Origin of the sequence: Actinosynnema pretiosum, assembly GCF_024171695.1 — a bacterium.
GTDB classification, from domain to species: domain Bacteria; phylum Actinomycetota; class Actinomycetes; order Mycobacteriales; family Pseudonocardiaceae; genus Actinosynnema; species Actinosynnema pretiosum.
The window spans coordinates 109,416-124,951 of sequence record NZ_JAMTCF010000011.1; the positions used below are offsets into that span (position 1 = coordinate 109,416).

11 protein-coding genes are annotated in these 15,536 nt (G+C 72.9%); 7 read left to right on the forward strand and 4 right to left on the reverse strand.

The annotated features are described in order from the left end of the window. Nucleotides 1–94: 94 nt before the first annotated feature. Nucleotides 95–2,155, forward strand: coding sequence for an MDR family MFS transporter (locus tag LV78_RS22755; protein ID WP_253847633.1), 2,061 nt, complete (start codon nucleotides 95–97; stop codon nucleotides 2,153–2,155). A gap of 117 nt (nucleotides 2,156–2,272) precedes the next feature. Further along, on the forward strand, nucleotides 2,273–3,157 hold the full coding sequence (locus LV78_RS22760) for a CPBP family intramembrane glutamic endopeptidase (RefSeq protein ID WP_253847634.1): 885 nt from the start codon (nucleotides 2,273–2,275) through the stop codon (nucleotides 3,155–3,157). Here LV78_RS22760 and LV78_RS22765 read toward each other — a convergent pair. After that, the gene (locus LV78_RS22765; protein ID WP_253847635.1) at nucleotides 3,144–3,851 is read right to left on the reverse strand and encodes a GAP family protein; all 708 of its coding nucleotides are present in this window, start codon (nucleotides 3,849–3,851) and stop codon (nucleotides 3,144–3,146) included. The genes LV78_RS22760 and LV78_RS22765 overlap by 14 nt on opposite strands. Nucleotides 3,852–4,070: 219 nt before the next feature. Here LV78_RS22765 and LV78_RS22770 point away from each other — a divergent pair, with 219 nt between their 5' ends. The 3 genes from LV78_RS22770 (at nucleotide 4,071) to LV78_RS22780 (ending at nucleotide 6,464) form a co-directional block, all read left to right on the forward strand. Beyond that, the gene (locus LV78_RS22770) at nucleotides 4,071–4,919 is read left to right on the forward strand and encodes an NmrA family NAD(P)-binding protein (RefSeq protein WP_253847636.1); all 849 of its coding nucleotides are present in this window, start codon (nucleotides 4,071–4,073) and stop codon (nucleotides 4,917–4,919) included. 86 nt (nucleotides 4,920–5,005) lie between these two features. Beyond that, nucleotides 5,006–5,596 (forward strand): TetR/AcrR family transcriptional regulator, encoded by a 591-nt coding sequence (locus tag LV78_RS22775; protein WP_253847637.1) that lies wholly within the window; start codon nucleotides 5,006–5,008, stop codon nucleotides 5,594–5,596. A gap of 133 nt (nucleotides 5,597–5,729) precedes the next feature. Next, nucleotides 5,730–6,464, forward strand: coding sequence for a polyprenol monophosphomannose synthase (locus tag LV78_RS22780; RefSeq protein ID WP_253847638.1), 735 nt, complete (start codon nucleotides 5,730–5,732; stop codon nucleotides 6,462–6,464). A 93-nt stretch (nucleotides 6,465–6,557) separates the two neighbouring features. On the opposite strand, the gene LV78_RS40940 is transcribed toward LV78_RS22780, so the two are convergent. Together LV78_RS40940 and LV78_RS22795 are read right to left on the reverse strand one after the other, a co-directional pair. Further along, nucleotides 6,558–8,513 carry a hypothetical protein gene (locus LV78_RS40940; protein ID WP_301307115.1) on the reverse strand — a complete coding sequence of 652 codons (1,956 nt, stop codon included), beginning with the start codon at nucleotides 8,511–8,513 and terminating at the stop codon, nucleotides 6,558–6,560. Nucleotides 8,514–8,706: 193 nt separating this feature from the next. Then, on the reverse strand, nucleotides 8,707–10,038 hold the full coding sequence (locus tag LV78_RS22795; protein ID WP_253847641.1) for a cytochrome P450: 1,332 nt from the start codon (nucleotides 10,036–10,038) through the stop codon (nucleotides 8,707–8,709). Nucleotides 10,039–10,593: 555 nt separating this feature from the next. On the opposite strand from LV78_RS22795, the gene LV78_RS22800 reads away from it, so the two are divergent. After that, entirely contained in the window at nucleotides 10,594–11,139 is a 546-nt protein-coding gene (locus tag LV78_RS22800; RefSeq protein WP_253847642.1) for a DUF1697 domain-containing protein, read from the forward strand. Nucleotides 11,140–11,217: 78 nt separating this feature from the next. Here LV78_RS22800 and LV78_RS42065 read toward each other — a convergent pair whose 3' ends face one another. Next, nucleotides 11,218–13,428, reverse strand: a complete 2,211-nt coding sequence (locus LV78_RS42065) for a choice-of-anchor A family protein (protein WP_372494984.1) — start codon at nucleotides 13,426–13,428, stop codon at nucleotides 11,218–11,220. Between the two features lie 400 nt (nucleotides 13,429–13,828). Between LV78_RS42065 and LV78_RS22810 the strand changes: the two genes are divergently transcribed. Next, on the forward strand, nucleotides 13,829–15,460 hold the full coding sequence (locus LV78_RS22810; RefSeq protein ID WP_253847644.1) for a serine/threonine-protein kinase: 1,632 nt from the start codon (nucleotides 13,829–13,831) through the stop codon (nucleotides 15,458–15,460). Nucleotides 15,461–15,536: the final 76 nt, after the last annotated feature.

Genomic DNA, 15,536 nt, shown 5'->3' on the forward strand with positions numbered 1-15,536 from the left:
CGCCCGGATGCGAGGTCGGGAACCCGCGCCTACCGTCCCTCCGGGACCCACCAAGGCTTGAGCCAACGTCGCCCGCGCGCGGAGGAAGCCCCAGATGAGCGTCACGGAACCCGGACTCCCCGCCCCCCGCGCCGCGCAGGACGACGGGCACACCGCCGCCCCGCCCAGCCTGTCCCAGGCCCGCACCAACGTCATCTTCGGCGTGATCGCCCTCGGGATGCTCCTCGCCGCCCTCGACCAGACCATCGTCGCGACCGCGCTGCCCACCATCGTCGGCGAGGTCGGCGGCGCCGGGCACATGAGCTGGGTGGTCACCTCCTACATCCTCGCCGAGACCGTCGCGTCCGTGCTGGCGGGCAAGTTCGGCGACCTGTTCGGCCGCAAGGCCGTGTTCCAGGTCAGCGTCGTGGTCTTCATCGTCGGCTCCTTCTTCTGCGGCGCCGCCGACACCATGGGCGGCCTCATCGCGATGCGGGCGCTGCAGGGCATCGGCGGCGGCGGGATCGCGGTCACCGCCACCGCCCTCATCGCCGACGTCATCCCGCTGCGCGCGCGCGGCAAGTACCAGGGCGCGCTCGGCGCGGTGTTCGGCGTGACGACCGTGGTCGGCCCGCTGCTCGGCGGCCTGTTCACCGACCACCTGTCCTGGCGCTGGGCGTTCTACGTCAACGTCCCGCTCGCCCTCGCCGTCATCGCGCTCGCCGCCAAGGCCATCCCCGGCGCGGGCGAGCGCGGCAAACCCAGGATCGACTACTGGGGCGCCGCCCTGATCGCGCTGGGCGCCAGCGGTCTCACGCTCGCCACCACCTGGGGCGGCACCGAGTACCCGTGGGGCTCGACCACGATCATCGGCCTGTTCGCCGGTTCCGCCGTCGCGCTGGCCCTGTTCGTCGTGGTGGAGAACCGCGTCCCCGAGCCGATCCTGCCGATGAGGTTGTTCCGGGGCAAGGTGTTCGCGGTCGCCTCGCTGCTCAGCTTCATCGTCGGCTTCGCCATGATGGGCGCGCTCACGTTCCTGCCCTCGTACCTCCAGTACGTCAGCGGCGCGTCCGCCACCTCGTCCGGCCTGCGCACCCTGCCCATGGTGCTCGGCCTGCTGATCACCGCGCTGCTGTCCGGCCAGGTCGTCGGCGCCACCGGCCGCTACCGCCCGTTCCCCATCGCGGGCGCGGCCGTCACCGGCGTCGGCATGTACCTGCTGTCCACACTGGACCCGAAGTCCTCGATCGCCGCCCAATCGCTGGCCATGTTCGTGCTGGGCGCGGGGATCGGCCTGGTCATGCAGGTGCTCACGATCGTCGTGCAGAACACCGCCGACTACCGCGACCTCGGCTCCGCCACCTCCGGCGTCACCTTCTTCCGCTCGCTCGGCAGCTCCTTCGGCGCCTCGATCATGGGCACCGTCTACGCCAACCGCCTCGCCGAGACCCTGCCGCCCGCACTGGTCCAGACCGGCGTGCCACCCGCCGCGATCACCACCCCGGAAGCGCTGCACGCCCTGCCCGAGGCGACCAGGCAACCGATCACCACCGCCTACGCCGACGCGCTGCACACCGTCTTCCTTGCCGCCGTCCCGATCGCGCTCCTCGGCCTGCTGGTGGCGTTCCTGCTGCCCCAGGTGGCGATCCGGGGCACCGCCCGCGAGGCCGCGAAGGGCGCGGGCGAGGGCTTCGCCATGCCCACCGACCAGCACGCCGACACCCAGCTGGAGAACCTGATCGGCCGGGTGGCGGGCCACAACCCGGACATGCCCCGCCAGGTGCTCGCCCGCTCCGGCCTACCGCTGGAGCTGCCCGCCGCGTGGGCGCTGCTGGGCATCCACCTGCGCGCCGAGCTGCTCGGCGAGCGCACCCGCCAGTCCGACGTCGAGGACCAGGTCGGCCTGCCGCACGGCGTCCTCACCTCGTTCTACGACGCCCTCGCCGCCGAGGGCCACCTCACCCGCACCGCCGACGGCCACCTCGCTCTCACCCCGGCCGCGTCCACGACCGTGACCGCCCTGATCGAGGCGTGGACCGCCTGGCTGCTGGACCAGCTCGCGGACTGGACCGCCCGGCGCGACCCGGACACCGTCGACGACGAGGTGCGCTCGGCGGTCCGGCGGATCACCCGCAGGCTCATGCTGGAGCAGCAGCGCGAGCTCCAGCGCGGCTGACCGGTGTCCCCCGCGCGGGGGACACGCGATTGTCCTGCCCAGGGGGACGCGGCGGCGAACCCGGTTTCCCCAGCCTCTCGACGAAGCCGAAGAGCCGTCGAGAGGAACGCGGAAACCATGCGCAGCAAGGGAAACCCGGACAGCACGCCACCGACCGAGGTCCCCGCGAACCGGGCGAGGCTGCGGTCCTTCCGGGTGCCGGTCCTGCTGGTGGCACTGTTCGCGGTCCTGGCCGCCGTCACCGGGGCCAACCGGCTCGTCGCGCCCGTCCCGGTGCTCGCCCTGCCGGTCGGCCTCGCGCTCGCCGCGGCCTGCGTCGCTTGCTACCGCAGGCTTTCCCGGTACGTCGAGCTGCGCGACGAGGTCCCCGAGGCGGCCCCGGACGGCCGGTGGCGGCTGCTCGGCCGGGGCGCGCTGCTCGGCGCGGCCCTGTTCACCGCGCTGATGCTGCTGGTCGCGGTGCTCGGCGGGGTCGACGCACTGGCGTGGGGCTCGTTCGGCGGGTTCCTCGCCTCGGCGGGGGCGACGTCGGGGGTGGCGGTGATCGAGGAGGTGCTGTTCCGGGGCGTGGTGCTCCGCGTGCTGGAGGAGCGCGCGGGCACGGTCGTCGCGATCGCGGCGTCCTCGGCGCTGTTCGGCCTGACGCACCTGGTCAACGCCAACGCCACGCTGTGGGGCGCGCTCTCGATCGCGCTGACCGGCGGCACGATGACCGCCGCCGCGTACCTGGCGACCCGCTCGCTGTGGCTGCCGATCGGCCTGCACTTCGCCTGGAACTTCACGCACGCTGGCATCTTCGGGGTGGCGCTCTCCGGCTCGGACACCCCGCCCGACGGCCTGCTCGCCACCACCCTGTCCGGCCCGTCCGCGATCACCGGCGGCGTGTTCGGCCCGGAGGCCGGCCTGCTCGCCCTGCTGGTGTGCGCAGGGCCGACGTTCCTGCTGCTGCGCGCGGCCCACCGCGACGGCCGCTTCCGCGCGGCCCAGGTCACCCGCCCCTGATCTGCCGCAACTGCTCGTCGGTCAGGTCGACCAGACCGAAGAACTCCAAGCGCGCCAAGGCGTCCCCGGCGACGTAGAACCCGGCGACGATGCACAGCAGCAACAGCCCGCGCCGACCGCCGTCCCCCGAGCGCAACCTGGTGACCAGCCCGGAGAACCGCTCGCGCACCCGCTCCCGCCGCGCCCGGTGGACGAGCGCGACGACCAGGCACGGCGCGACCACCACCAGGCAGTACACCGCCACCAGCGCGGACCCCGCCACGAGGGGGAGGTCCGCGCGGCCGATCGTCGCCAGCGCGGCCAGGTACGGCAGCGCCGTCGAGACCTCCACCGCCGCCACCACCAGCGCGAGCCCGGCCACCCCCAGGTGCCCGCGCCCGGCGGAGGCCTCGTCGTCGCGCGGCGGCCGGTCCACCTCCGCGAGCACCCCGTACAGCAGCAGCGCGATCCCGGCGACCAGTTGCACGTGGTCGACGCCGCGCTCGCCGATCGCGCCCAGCACCACCCCCGCGCCCGCCACGACCGCGATCCCCACCGCCGCGTACACCGCGAAGAACACGCCCAGCAGCACGAGCACCCGCGACAGCGGCCTGCGGTGCGCCAGCAGCAGGTGCAGGGTGACCAGGAACAGGGTGATGTTCAGCGAGTCCAGCAGCGCCAGTCCGCCGACGGTGATCAGGTCCTTGACGCCCACGTGGTCCCCCCGGTTCCTCCGGCACGTCGGCGGGCCAGCGTAGTGCGCGTGGGCCGGGGGAGGGCGAGTCGCGGCGCGGGGGAGCGGTGCGCTGGTTCGGGTTCTCGCACTGCCGCGCGGCGCGGGGGAGCGGCCCGGCCGGAGCACCGCCTTGCCAAGCGGACCACCAGTCCGTAACGTCGATGTGGACCGACAGTCCGCTTACCTCATGGAGCGCGCATGACCGCCACCGACACGCCCCACGTCCTCGTCACCGGCGCCAACGGCAACACCGGCCGCCACGTCGTCGCCGGACTCCTCGCGCGCGGCGCCACCGCCACGGCCGCGACCCGCTCCGCGACCCCCGCCTTCGACTGGCACGACCCGCGAACCCACGCCGCCGCGCTCGACGGCGCCGACGCCGTCTACCTCGTCCCGCCCGCGGGCGACCCCGAACCGCAGGCCGTCATGCTCCCGTTCCTCGAGCGGGCCAGGGAATCCGGCGTGCGCAGGGCCGTGCTGCTCAGCGCCGCCATGCTCCCGCCCGGCGGACCGGCGGCGGGCAGCGTGCACCCCGCGCTCCCCGAGCTGTTCGACGAGTGGGCCGTGCTGCGCCCCAGCTGGTTCATGCAGAACCTCACCGACGACCACCTGCACGCCCAGAGCGTCCGCGAGCGCTCCACCATCACCACCGCCACCGGTGACGGCAAGGTCGCGTTCATCGACGCCGAGGACATCGCCCGCGTCGCCGTCGAAGCCCTGCTGCGCCCCGAACCGCTCAACACCGACCTGGTCCTGACCGGCCCGGAAAGCCTGTCGTACCGGCAGATCGCGGCCATCCTCACCGACGTCCTCGGCCGCGAGATCACGCACACCCCCGTCACCGCCGCCGAGTTCCAGCGCCACTACGCGGAAGCGGGCATCCCCGCCGAGTTCGCCGCCCTCCTCGCCCAGGGCGACACCGCCATCGCGGCGGGCGCCGAGGACCGCACCACCGACGCCGTGCGCGCGGTCACCGGCCGGGACCCCCGCTCCTTCCGGGACTTCGCGACCGCCCGCGCCGCCGCCCGGCGGGACACCGACCGCTGAACCGGCCGGACCGGGTCCGCCGAACCCCTAGGATCGGTGCGGACCCCGATTCAGCGCCGAGTCCGGACCAGGACGGGAGAACCACCGTGGCCGCGAGGGAACGCGCCGACGCCGCCCGCAACCGGCGGGCCATCCTCGACGCCGCGAGCGCCCTGTTCGAGACCGCCACCGACCCGCTCGCCGTCACCATGGACGACATCGCGGCGGCGGCGGGCGTCGGCAAGGGCACCCTGTTCCGCCGGTTCGGCGACCGCGCGGGCCTGGTCCGCGCGGTCTACGCCACCCGGTTCGGCGCGCTCTACGAGGCCATCACCAGCGGACCGCCGCCCCTGGGCCCCGGCCTGCCCGCCCGCGAGCGCGTCGTGGCCGTCCTGGACGCGATCGTCTCGGTCAAGCTGGACAACCGCCGCATCGCGCTCGTCCTGGAGAGCCTGGGCCCCGAACCGGAGAGCACCAGCCTGTTCGACTCCGCCAACTACCGCACCGCGCACACCCTGCTCGCCGAGCTGGCCGCCGAGCTCGTCGGCGCCGACCGGGCCGACTGGACCGCGCACGTGCTGCTCTCCGCGACCAGGATCGACCTGGTCGAGCACTTGGTCGACCAGAGGGGCTGGAGCGGCGAGCGGGTGCGCGGCCACCTGCGCGAGCTGGCCGACCGGCTCCTCGGCCCGGCCTGACCGGCGTCGAGCCGGGTTCGGCCGGTCAGGGGGAGCGCCTGGCGCGAACGGGCGGCGGGCGGACCGCCCATGCGCTACGGTCACCGTGAGTAACAGCGTTTCGCTGCCCGCCGGTGCTGCTGAGGAACCCCCGATGGAGAACAGTCCCCCCAAGGTCGTCGTGGTCGTGCCGACCTACAACGAGCGGGAGAACCTGCCCGTGCTCGTCGCCGAGCTGCTCGCGCTGCCCGTCGAGGACCTGCGCGTGCTCGTCGTCGACGACAGCTCCCCGGACGGCACCGGTGACGTCGCCGACGCCCTGACGCGCGAGCACCCCGGCGTGGTGGGCGTGCTGCACCGCACCGAGAAGGACGGCCTCGGCCGGGCCTACGTCGCGGGCATGACGCGCGCCCTGGACGAGGGCGCGGACATCGTGGTCCAGATGGACGCCGACCTGTCCCACCCCTCCGAGGTCATCCCGACCATGGTCGAGACCCTGACCACCACCGACGCCGCCGTGGTGCTCGGCTCCCGGTACGTGCCGGGCGGGTCGGCGGCCAGCGAGTGGGCCTGGCACCGCAGGCTGCTGTCCGCGTGGGCCAACACGTACGTCAACGCGATCCTCAAGCTCGGCGTGCGCGACGCGACCGCCGGGTTCAAGGCGTGGAAGGCGGACGCCCTGCGCGCCGTCGACCTCGGCACGATCCGCAGCAACGGCTACTCGTTCCAGGTCGAGATGAACCACCGGGTCGTCCAGGCGGGCAAGCGCATCGCCGAGGTGCCGATCACCTTCGAGGAGCGGGTCGAGGGCGCGTCGAAGATGACGCTGAAGGTCCAGCTGGAGTCCGCGGTCATGCCGTGGAAGTTCCGCTTCGGCAAGCGCGACTGACCCCGCACGAGAGCGCTCCCACCTGGGGGTGCTCTCGTGCCGGTCCAGTGCTACCCGAGTGGGAGCGCTCTCCCGACGTGCGCGCCTCAACGCTCACCGGCACAGCGCGGCCAGCCCGTCGACGAGCCTGCCGTACGGGTTGAGCCCCGCCAGCTCCACCGCCCCGCTCACCACCCCGAAGAACGCCCTGCGCGCCACGAGCCCACCGGGCGCCGCGTAGCTGTCCCTGACCGCGACGTCCACGTCCACCAGCAGCCGGGCGTCCCCGACGACCTCTTCCCCCAGCACCACCTGCCGCCACACCACCGCGACCAACTCCCGCAGCACCGGCGAGGCAGGCGCCCCGGCCGCGTCCACCGCCGCGTCGAACACCCCCGGCCAGCCGACCTCCCGCAAGTCGGCGGGCTCCCCCTCCCCGCACCGCGCCACCACGTCCCGAGCCCGCGCCGCGCACCGCGCCCCGTCCACCCCCGGCAGCACCGCCCGCCGCGCCACCCGCGCCGCCCGCAGCTCCACCGAGTCCGCCCGCGCCTCCCACAGCGGCCCCCAGCAGGCGTCGAACAGCACCTCCGCGCCCACGACCGAGCATCCGGCCACCCGCTCCCGAGGAGCCGGAACCCGGTACGCCCGCGCCACCTCGCCCCCCGCCGCCCGGAATGCCGCGAACTGCGCCCCCACCAGGTAGCGCGGCATCAGCAGGTACCACAGCGCCGCCCCCATGGAGATCTCGGCGGCCTCCTCGTGCCCGTCCTCCCCGCACCCGCACTCCAGCGCCGCGTCGGTCAACTCGGCCAACGCCGCCCCGAACCCGGTGATCGCGGACGCCCCGCGCACCGCCAGCGCGAGGTTCACCTCGTTGAAGCTCTCCCCGTGCGCGAAATCGGTCACCGCGTCGGAGATGTCGTTGTAGCGCACGATGTTCTCCACGGCCCGCCGGATCGCCCGACACCGGGAGAACCCCCGGAACTCCCCTTCGGCCCCCGCCAACCGTCGGTACGCCCCGGTCCCGAGCGGCAACCGCAGGTACGGTGCAACCGCCCCGTCCCACGCCCGAGCCAACGCGTACCCGGCCGGATCCACCGCCACCACGTCCAGGCACCCCGCCCCGGACCGGCTAGCCCCCAGGCTGCCTGCCCGTAGCCCGCCAGCCCCCAGGCCGCTCACCCCCAGGCCGCTTGCCCGCAGGCCACCTGCCCCCGCGCCGCCCACTCCCCGGCTGACCGCCCCGGAGCCGCCACCCCCTCGACCGCCCATCCCCGAGCCGTGCAACCCTCCGCGACCCACCCCCCACCCACCCGCTCCCGAACCGCCGTCCCAAGCCCCACCCGCTCCCCAACCCCCTGCCGCAGGCAACCCGTCCTTGAGCGCCATCAACCCGCCCACCGCAGCCACGTCCAACACCGCCCGCGCCACCGCAGGCCCCGACAACAACTCCAACCCCTCACTGGCCACCGCCGCGTAAGCCCACCGCGCCCCCGCCCCCGGATCATCGGGCGCACCGCAGTAGTCCACCGCCGACGTCAACGCCAACAACGACCCGCACACGTCCAACACCCGCCCGTCCGCGCGGATGAACTGCCACGCGTACGCGCTGCCCCACAGATCCCGCACCGCCATCCCCGGCTCGGTGGCGCCGGGAACCCGCCGCCGGTACTCCTCCCACAACCGCCCGACCTCACCCCCCTTGCGCGGCACGACCGAAGCCGCCAACGCCAACCCCCGAGCAGCGGCCCCACCCCCGTCCCGCACCCCGGCCACCGCCGACGCCACCCCACGCGCCACCTCGGCCAGCGGACTGGCCACCGCGCACTCCCGCAGCTCGTCGGACCGGAACACCTCCAACACCCGCCGCGCCGCCGCCAACCCACCGGCGGGCCGGGGCAACCGGGCGGACCGATAAGGCTCGTACTCCGGCGCCCCCACCAGGTAGGTCACCGCCCCACCCGGCCCGGCAGGCCCACCGACCGCAGGCCCCACTCCCTCCAACAACCCCACAACCCCGTCGTCCACCAACCCGCAGCCCCGCGCGTCCCACAGGTCGAGCCTCACCGACGCCCCACTCCGTCCAACACCTTCACCGCACCGTCACCCGGCAGCCCGCACTCCCACGCGCCTGCAAGCCCGCGTTCCCACGCCCCGTCACCTCGCACTCCCGCGCCTCACCCGCCCGACCCGCGCGCCCCAGGCACCCCGCACCCCCGCGTCCCCGGCACCTCGCACCCCCGCGTCTCCCACCCGAACCTCACTGACGCTCCACCCGCACCCACGTCGCAGGCGGCATCAACAACATCCGGGCGGTCGTGCTCGTCACCCCCGGTTCCAGGTGGACCAACCGGAACCGGCTCAACACCGCCGCCACCACAGCGGTCACCTCGTTCACCGCCAACGCGTCCCCGATGCACTTGCGCCGCCCCGCGCCGAACCCGAAGAACCCCCCGCGCTGCGCCGCCGTGACCCGCTCACCCGCCCACCGCCCCGGATCGAACACCTCGGGCTCGGGGAACACCGCCGCGTCCCGGTGCAGCGCGTACGGGCTGAAGAACACGTCGGCCCCCGCAGGCACCCGCCCCTCCGCCCAGTCCACGTCCTCGGTGGCGCACCGGCTCACCAGCCACACCGGCGGCCACAACCGCAACGCCTCGGTGACCGCCCGCTGCGCGTGCCCGAGCGCGGCCAGGTCGGCGTGCGCGGGCACCCGCCCGCCCAGCACCCCCACGGCCTCCGCCACCACCCGGTCCCGCACCTCGGGCGCGCTGTCCAGGGCCCGCAACGTCCACGTCATCGCGGACGCCGCCGTCTCCACCCCGGCGGTCAGCAGCGTGATCACCTGGTCGTACACCGCCTGCCGCGGATCGGGGTCCTCCTCGCACGCGGCCAGCACCGCCGACAGCAGGTCCCCCCGATCGGTGGGATCGGCCCGGTACTGCTCGACCACCGCGTCCACGGCGGCACGGGTGCGCGCGGTCTGCTCGTCGAACCGCCGGTTCACCTGGAGCGGGATGCGCGGGAACACCTTCCCCGGCACCAGCATCCGCCAGTACATCCCCCTGGTGATGTCCGGCAGCCCCTCGGCGATCCGCCCGGCCGCAGGCACCCCCCGATCAGCGGTCACCAACGTCCGCGAGGTCACCAACGTGGTCAACCGGTGCATCTCCACGGTCAGATCGACCACCCGACCGGGCGTCCACTCCCCGGTGACCTCCTCGATCGCGTCCCGCACCACCGACCCGTACCCGACCAACCGGTCCCGCTGGAACGCCGGCTGCATGAGAGGCCGCTGCACCGCGTGCTCAGCGGCCGGACAGGTGGCCAACCCGTTGCCCGCGTAGTCCCGCACCTTCTCGATCAGCGCCCCGCCCTTGTCGAACCGGTGCTGCTCGGACACGTACACCCGGCGCACCAGCTCGGACGTGGTCAGCACGTAGGCGACCCGAGTCCCGAGCCCGATCCGCACCACGGGCCCGTGCGCGCGCAACCCGAGGAAGAACCCGAGCGGGTCCCTGGCCAACGCGGGCAGGTGTCCCAGCAGCGGCAACCCACCGGGAGCGGACGGAGGCAAGAGCGCGGTCGTCATCATCACCTTTCCTGGTCCTGGACGTGCAAAGCCTGATCCTGGACGTGCAAAGCGGCGGCACGCCCCCGGATGTCCACGCTCCCCGGCGCCGCACGACCTACGTCCACGTCGCACAACCTGCGCCCGTGTCCACGAGGTCCCACGTCCGCAGCGCCCCGTGCCCGCACGGCCCGGAGCCCGCACCGCCAAAACCCCGCGCCAACACCGAAGATCCATTCACCATGAAACGAAACCGCAGGTCAGTCGGGGTTTTTCAGGCTAGCCCCGACTCCGGTGAACCGCTTTCCGAACCAGATCGCCAAGAAGGGGGAAGAACCTCACCCCTCCGCACTCCCACCGCCTGGCGCTCCCACTCGTGTTCCCAACGTCCCGCTCCAAGTCCCCCGATCCCCTTCACAGGACCGCAGACTCTGGTAGTAACCACGACGAACGGCCACCCAGCGAAACCACCACCCGGTGAAACCATCCCCCGACGAAACCGCCACCCAGCAGAACCGGAGCCCGGATGCCCACCCCGCCCGCCGTCACCCCGCAGCACCTCACGGGATTGCCCGCGTGAGCGCCCGAGTCCTGCTCCTGCGCGGGATCAACGTGGGCGGCAAGAACAAGGTCCCCATGGCGGACCTGCGCGCCCTGCTCGCCGACCTGGGCCACACCGCGGTCTCGACCCACCTCAACAGCGGCAACGCGGTCTTCACCCCGGCGTCCACCACCGCCTCGAACGAAACCCTGACGACCGAGGTCGAACAGTCCATCAAGGACCGCCTAGGCCTGGACATCGGCTGCGTGGTCGTCACCCACGACGACCTGACGGCCCTGATCACGGCCAACCCGCTACCGGAAGCCGAACAGGACCCGTCCCGCTTCCTGGTGACGTTCCTGTCCGGCCCGGTGGACCCGGACCTGTTCGCCGCGATCGACCCGACCACCCACCTGCCCGACCGCTTCGCCGCAGGCGAGCGCGTGATCTACCAGTGGTCTCCGGAAGGCGTCCGCAACAGCAAGCTCACCCACACCTACCTGGCGAAGAAGCTGAACCTCCGCGTCGCGACCGCGCGCAACTGGAACACCGTGCTGGCCCTGCGAGACAAGAGCGCCTGACCCCGGCACCAGCACCCACCCCGCCCGACTCGGGTCGTGGCGCCCCCACGACCCGCTCAGTCCCCAATCGCCACCGCATCACCCACGACGCGTGCGGGAGATCGCCACCAGCGCCAAGCCCCCGATCATCACCAGCACGCCCAAGCACAGGAACAAGGGCAGCGGAGCCCCGGTCTGCGCCAATCCACCGACCCCGCCAGCAGCCCCAAGCCCACCCACAACCGCCCGCGCCCCACCACTCCCACCCGGAACCACCCCACCCGGCCCATCAGCACCCGCCGCCCCGGTCTCAGTAGTGCTCCAGACCGTGCTCGTGCTCCAGATCCCGGTCGTGCTCCAAGTCGTGCTCGTCGGATCAGCCGCTCCGGGAACGCCCTGCCCAGGCGCGTCCCGCTCCGGAACGTCCTCGGACTGCTCAGGCGCACCCGGCACCCAAATGTCCTCCTCGGGAAGCCCAGGCGCGGTCACGAAGTACTCCGACGTCGTGGTCACCGGTCCACCCGTGCCCGGCGAGGTCGTGCCCGGCGGGGTCGTGCTCGTAGTGCTCCCCAGCGTCGTCGTCGGCACGCCCAGGGCAGGCCGACTCGGCACCGGTCGCCCAGCCAGCGGCCTGCGACTGGTCGTGGTGATCGGAACCCCCGCGCTCGTCGTAGTAGGAGCCCCGACCGTGGTGGTCGGCACCCCAACGGTGGTCGTGGGAGCCACTCCGGTGCTGGTCAACCCCACGGGGTTGGACGTGCTGGTCGGCACGGCACCGGTTGCGCTGGTCGGTGCCACCACGGTGGTCGTCACGACCGGCCCCGCAGGCGGCGTGGTGGTCACCGTCGTCGGCGCGCTGGTGGTCGTGGTCGGCGCAGGCACGGGTGCCGGTGCCGGAGCGGTCGGCGGCGGCGCGATCGCGCTCGTCGTCGCCACCGGATCCGTCGTCACCACCGGAGCCGTAGTGGTCGCCTGCGGCGCGGTCGTGCTCGACACCGGGGACGTCGTCGACTGCGGCACGCCCGTCGTTGTCCCGACTACCTCGGTCGTGCTGGTCGGCGCACTCTCCTCACCGCCCGGCGCACTCGGCGCCGTGCCTGTCGTCGTGCTGGTCGTCGTTCCGGTCGTGGTCGTCTCACCCGTGGTCGTGGTCGTCGTGACCACGTCCGTCGTGCTCGTCCCGACAACAGGCGCCGTCGTGGTGCTCGTCGCCGCCTCGGTCGTCGTGACCGCTGTCGTCGTCGTGCTGGGCGCAGCGGGCTCGCACCCCGCCACCGTGCCCGTGAACGGGTACGCGTGGAACTCGTTGCCCGACCCCACGCTGCTGCTCCCGTGCACTGCGGACCCGGCCGTGAAGAACCGCCCGCTCAACCCCGGCACGGTCACCAGGGTCGTGCTGTCCGCGTTCGGCACCAGCACGCTGCCCTGGAACTCCGACTCCCCGTCCAGCGCCACGCTGTCCGCGTTCGGGAAGTTCCACAGCATCCGCTGGCCGTACTGGTCGATCTGATCACGCCCGTTCGGCGACCCCGACCAGGTCGTGACGTGCGGAGCCGTCCCGACCATGTTGATCAGGATGGTCGCGCCGTCCGGGATGTCCGCGAATCCGATCCCCTGCATCCCCCCGTCCGGCGCGGCGATGCTCCCCGGCACGGTGAACACCTGCAGCGCCGAGTGACCGTCACCGGTGAACAAGGTCGACAGCTCGTCCTGGGTCACCGTCCCGTTCGAGGGCTTCGCCGCATAGCACGTGCTCGTGTCGCGCAGCCCGGCGCTGATCCCGCTGTAAGGCGTGAAAGCGCCGCTGTCGTGCACGGGCGCTGGTTCGACGGCTCCCGCTCCGGTCCGCGCGCCCGCGTACCGGACCACTCCGTTGTCCTGCGTGCGCAGGGTGTTGTCCTGCGCGATGCCCAGGCTCCCGCCCACGGTCAGGAAGTCCGCCCCGGCTGGTGGCGGCACCTGCGAGCCGAGCCCCACCGCGCCCACGTCGTACCCGAGCTCCCCGCCCGTCTTGCTGAGCGTGAAGTCCCCACCGACGACCAGACGACCCTCGGCCTCCGCCGCGTACCCGGTCGCGGTGAACGACCGGCCGACGAAGACGTTGATCGCCTCGTCCCGCCCGGCGAAGCCCGACGACTGCTTCGGGCCCACCTGGGGGTACGGACTCGGACACGCGGCACCGACGCAAGGGCCGGGCCCCGCTGTGGCAACACCTCCACCCGCAGCGGCTGCGGTGGTGATGACGACTGCGGTCGCACCCACCACCGCGGCGGCGATGCCCGCCACCGCGGACAGACGACTCAAACGCATGACCCGATGGTGAGGCACTCACCCGTTTGGCTCATCGAGTGGTGAGCTGCCTCACGCTTAAAACGAAGTGGCCTACCCGATAGGGTGAAGCCTGCCTAAAATGCTCAGTTTGCCCTGGTGACTCCTCTCCTGTGGTGCTTCCCGGCGTGTGAACGTTGGCCCCACCCGACGGGGGCTTGATCCGCACGCGCTCGGCTCTCGGTGGTCGATGTCTAAAATAGTAGACATCTAGGCCGGGTTTTGCGACGAAAAACGGCCTTGGTGGAGGGTCTGTTTGGAGTTCACTCGTTCGGGCGGCCAGCCCGGTCGTCATGCCCCAACCGGACCTGTCTGAGCTGGGGAAACTCACCCGGCGCTGCACTGTCGGACCCGACTGCGAGACTCCCGGACCATGCGTGAGGTGGGTGCTGGGCGCTATCGGCTGATCCGCGAGCTGGGGCGTGGCGGCATGGGGGTCGTGTGGCTCGGGCAGGACGCGGTGCTCGGACGGGACGTGGCGGTCAAGGAGCTGCTGCTGCCCGCAGGCGTGCCGGAAGCCGAGCGCGCGGTCTACCGGGAGCGGGTGCTGCGTGAGGCCAGGATCGCCAGCAGGCTGTCCGACCCCGCCGTGGTCACCGTCCACGACCTGATCACCGAGGACGACCAGACCTACGTCGTCATGGAGCTGATCAAGGCCCCGACGCTCGACGACCTGGTCGAGCGCGGCGGTCCGCTGCCCCCGCGAGCGGCGGCGGTGCTCGCCGGGCAGCTGCTCGCCGCGCTGGGCGCGGCCCACGAGTCCGGGGTCGTGCACCGGGACGTCAAGCCGGGCAACGTGATGGTGCCCGCCAAGGGCTCGGCGAAGCTCACCGACTTCGGCATCGCCCAGTCGTTCGACGACCCGAGGCTCACCGCGACCGGTTCGCTGATCGGCTCACCCGCCTACATGTCCCCGGAACGGCTCTCCGGCGCCCCCGCCTCCCCGGCTTGGGACCTGTGGGCGCTGGGCGCGACCCTGTTCTACGCCACCCAGGGCAGGGGCGCGTTCGAGCGCGAGACCACCTCGGCGACCCTGCTGGCGGTGCTCAACGAGCGCCCGCGCCCCGAACTGCCACCCGGCCCGCTGGCCGACCTGGTCAACGGCCTGCTCGACCCCGACCCGGACCGCCGCCTGACCACCGAGCGCGCCGTGGCGCTGGCCGAACAGGCTGCGGGGGAGGCGGTCGACCCGGCGACCGTCCGAGTGCCACCCGTGAGCCCGACCGCGCCCCTGCCCGGCGCGCTGGACGGTCGGGGCGGCTCAGCCACTGGAACCCGCCCCACGTCGCGGGGTGGCCAACCGGGGGAACCGGCATCCCGATCGGTCTCGCCCGCCCAAGGGTCAGCTGTTCCCGGTCCGCAGAACCTCCGCGCGGCGTCGACCGCAGGCCCGTCGCTCCTCCAGGACGTCGAGCGCAGGCGGCGCAAGGGCTTAGCGGTCTCGGCGACCCTGACTACCCTCTTCGCGCTGGGCGCCGTGGCACTGCTCTACGTCACCGTCTTCAAGCCCATGATCGAACTGAACCTCGACGACCTGGACCTGGTAGGTCCGGCCTCGTCACCCGCGATGCAACCGGTGCTCACCCTCGGCGCGGGCGGCGACATCGAGTCCGACTGGCTTCCGCTCTCCTCGAAGGAGTGCCTGAACGGCTGGCTGCCCGCGAAGGGCGCCCCCGAGATCGAGTCGGAGAACCGGGTCGGCTGCTACGGCGAGCACGACGTCCAGGTGATGGAGAGCTTCCTGGCGAGCAAGAAGCCCCAGGAGGACGAGCCCTACCCGTCGCTGGCGGAGCTGACCAGGATCGGCGGCACGAAGTGCACCAGCGTGTTCCAGTCCTCAGAGGTCAAGGGCGAGGACAAGGTGAAAGTGCTGCGCTACTGGGTGCTCGTGCCCACCGAGGAGGCGTGGCGGATGCGCGTGGAGAACGGGCACCGCTCCTCCAACCGCGTCGTCCACTGCTTCGTGGGGCGGGCGGACGGCGCGAAGCTGGCCGAGCCGCTCATGGCGGAGTGAAACCCACGACGGGGTGAACCTCGGCGCGGGGGAAAACGGACCACGAGGCCGGTGCGGGAACCCCGCACCGGCCTCG

What these genes read in the sequence shown, in the direction of transcription:
- LV78_RS22770 (WP_253847636.1), top strand. Translation starts at nt 4,071, where the DNA reads ATGACCGCCACCGACACGCCCCACGTCCTCGTCACCGGCGCCAACGGC.
- LV78_RS22780 (WP_253847638.1), top strand. Translation starts at nt 5,730, where the DNA reads ATGGAGAACAGTCCCCCCAAGGTCGTCGTGGTCGTGCCGACCTACAAC.
- LV78_RS22760 (WP_253847634.1), top strand. Translation starts at nt 2,273, where the DNA reads ATGCGCAGCAAGGGAAACCCGGACAGCACGCCACCGACCGAGGTCCCC.
- LV78_RS22795 (WP_253847641.1), bottom strand. Translation starts at nt 10,038, where the DNA reads ATGACGACCGCGCTCTTGCCTCCGTCCGCTCCCGGTGGGTTGCCGCTG.
- LV78_RS22755 (WP_253847633.1), top strand. Translation starts at nt 95, where the DNA reads ATGAGCGTCACGGAACCCGGACTCCCCGCCCCCCGCGCCGCGCAGGAC.
- LV78_RS42065 (WP_372494984.1), bottom strand. Translation starts at nt 13,428, where the DNA reads ATGCGTTTGAGTCGTCTGTCCGCGGTGGCGGGCATCGCCGCCGCGGTG.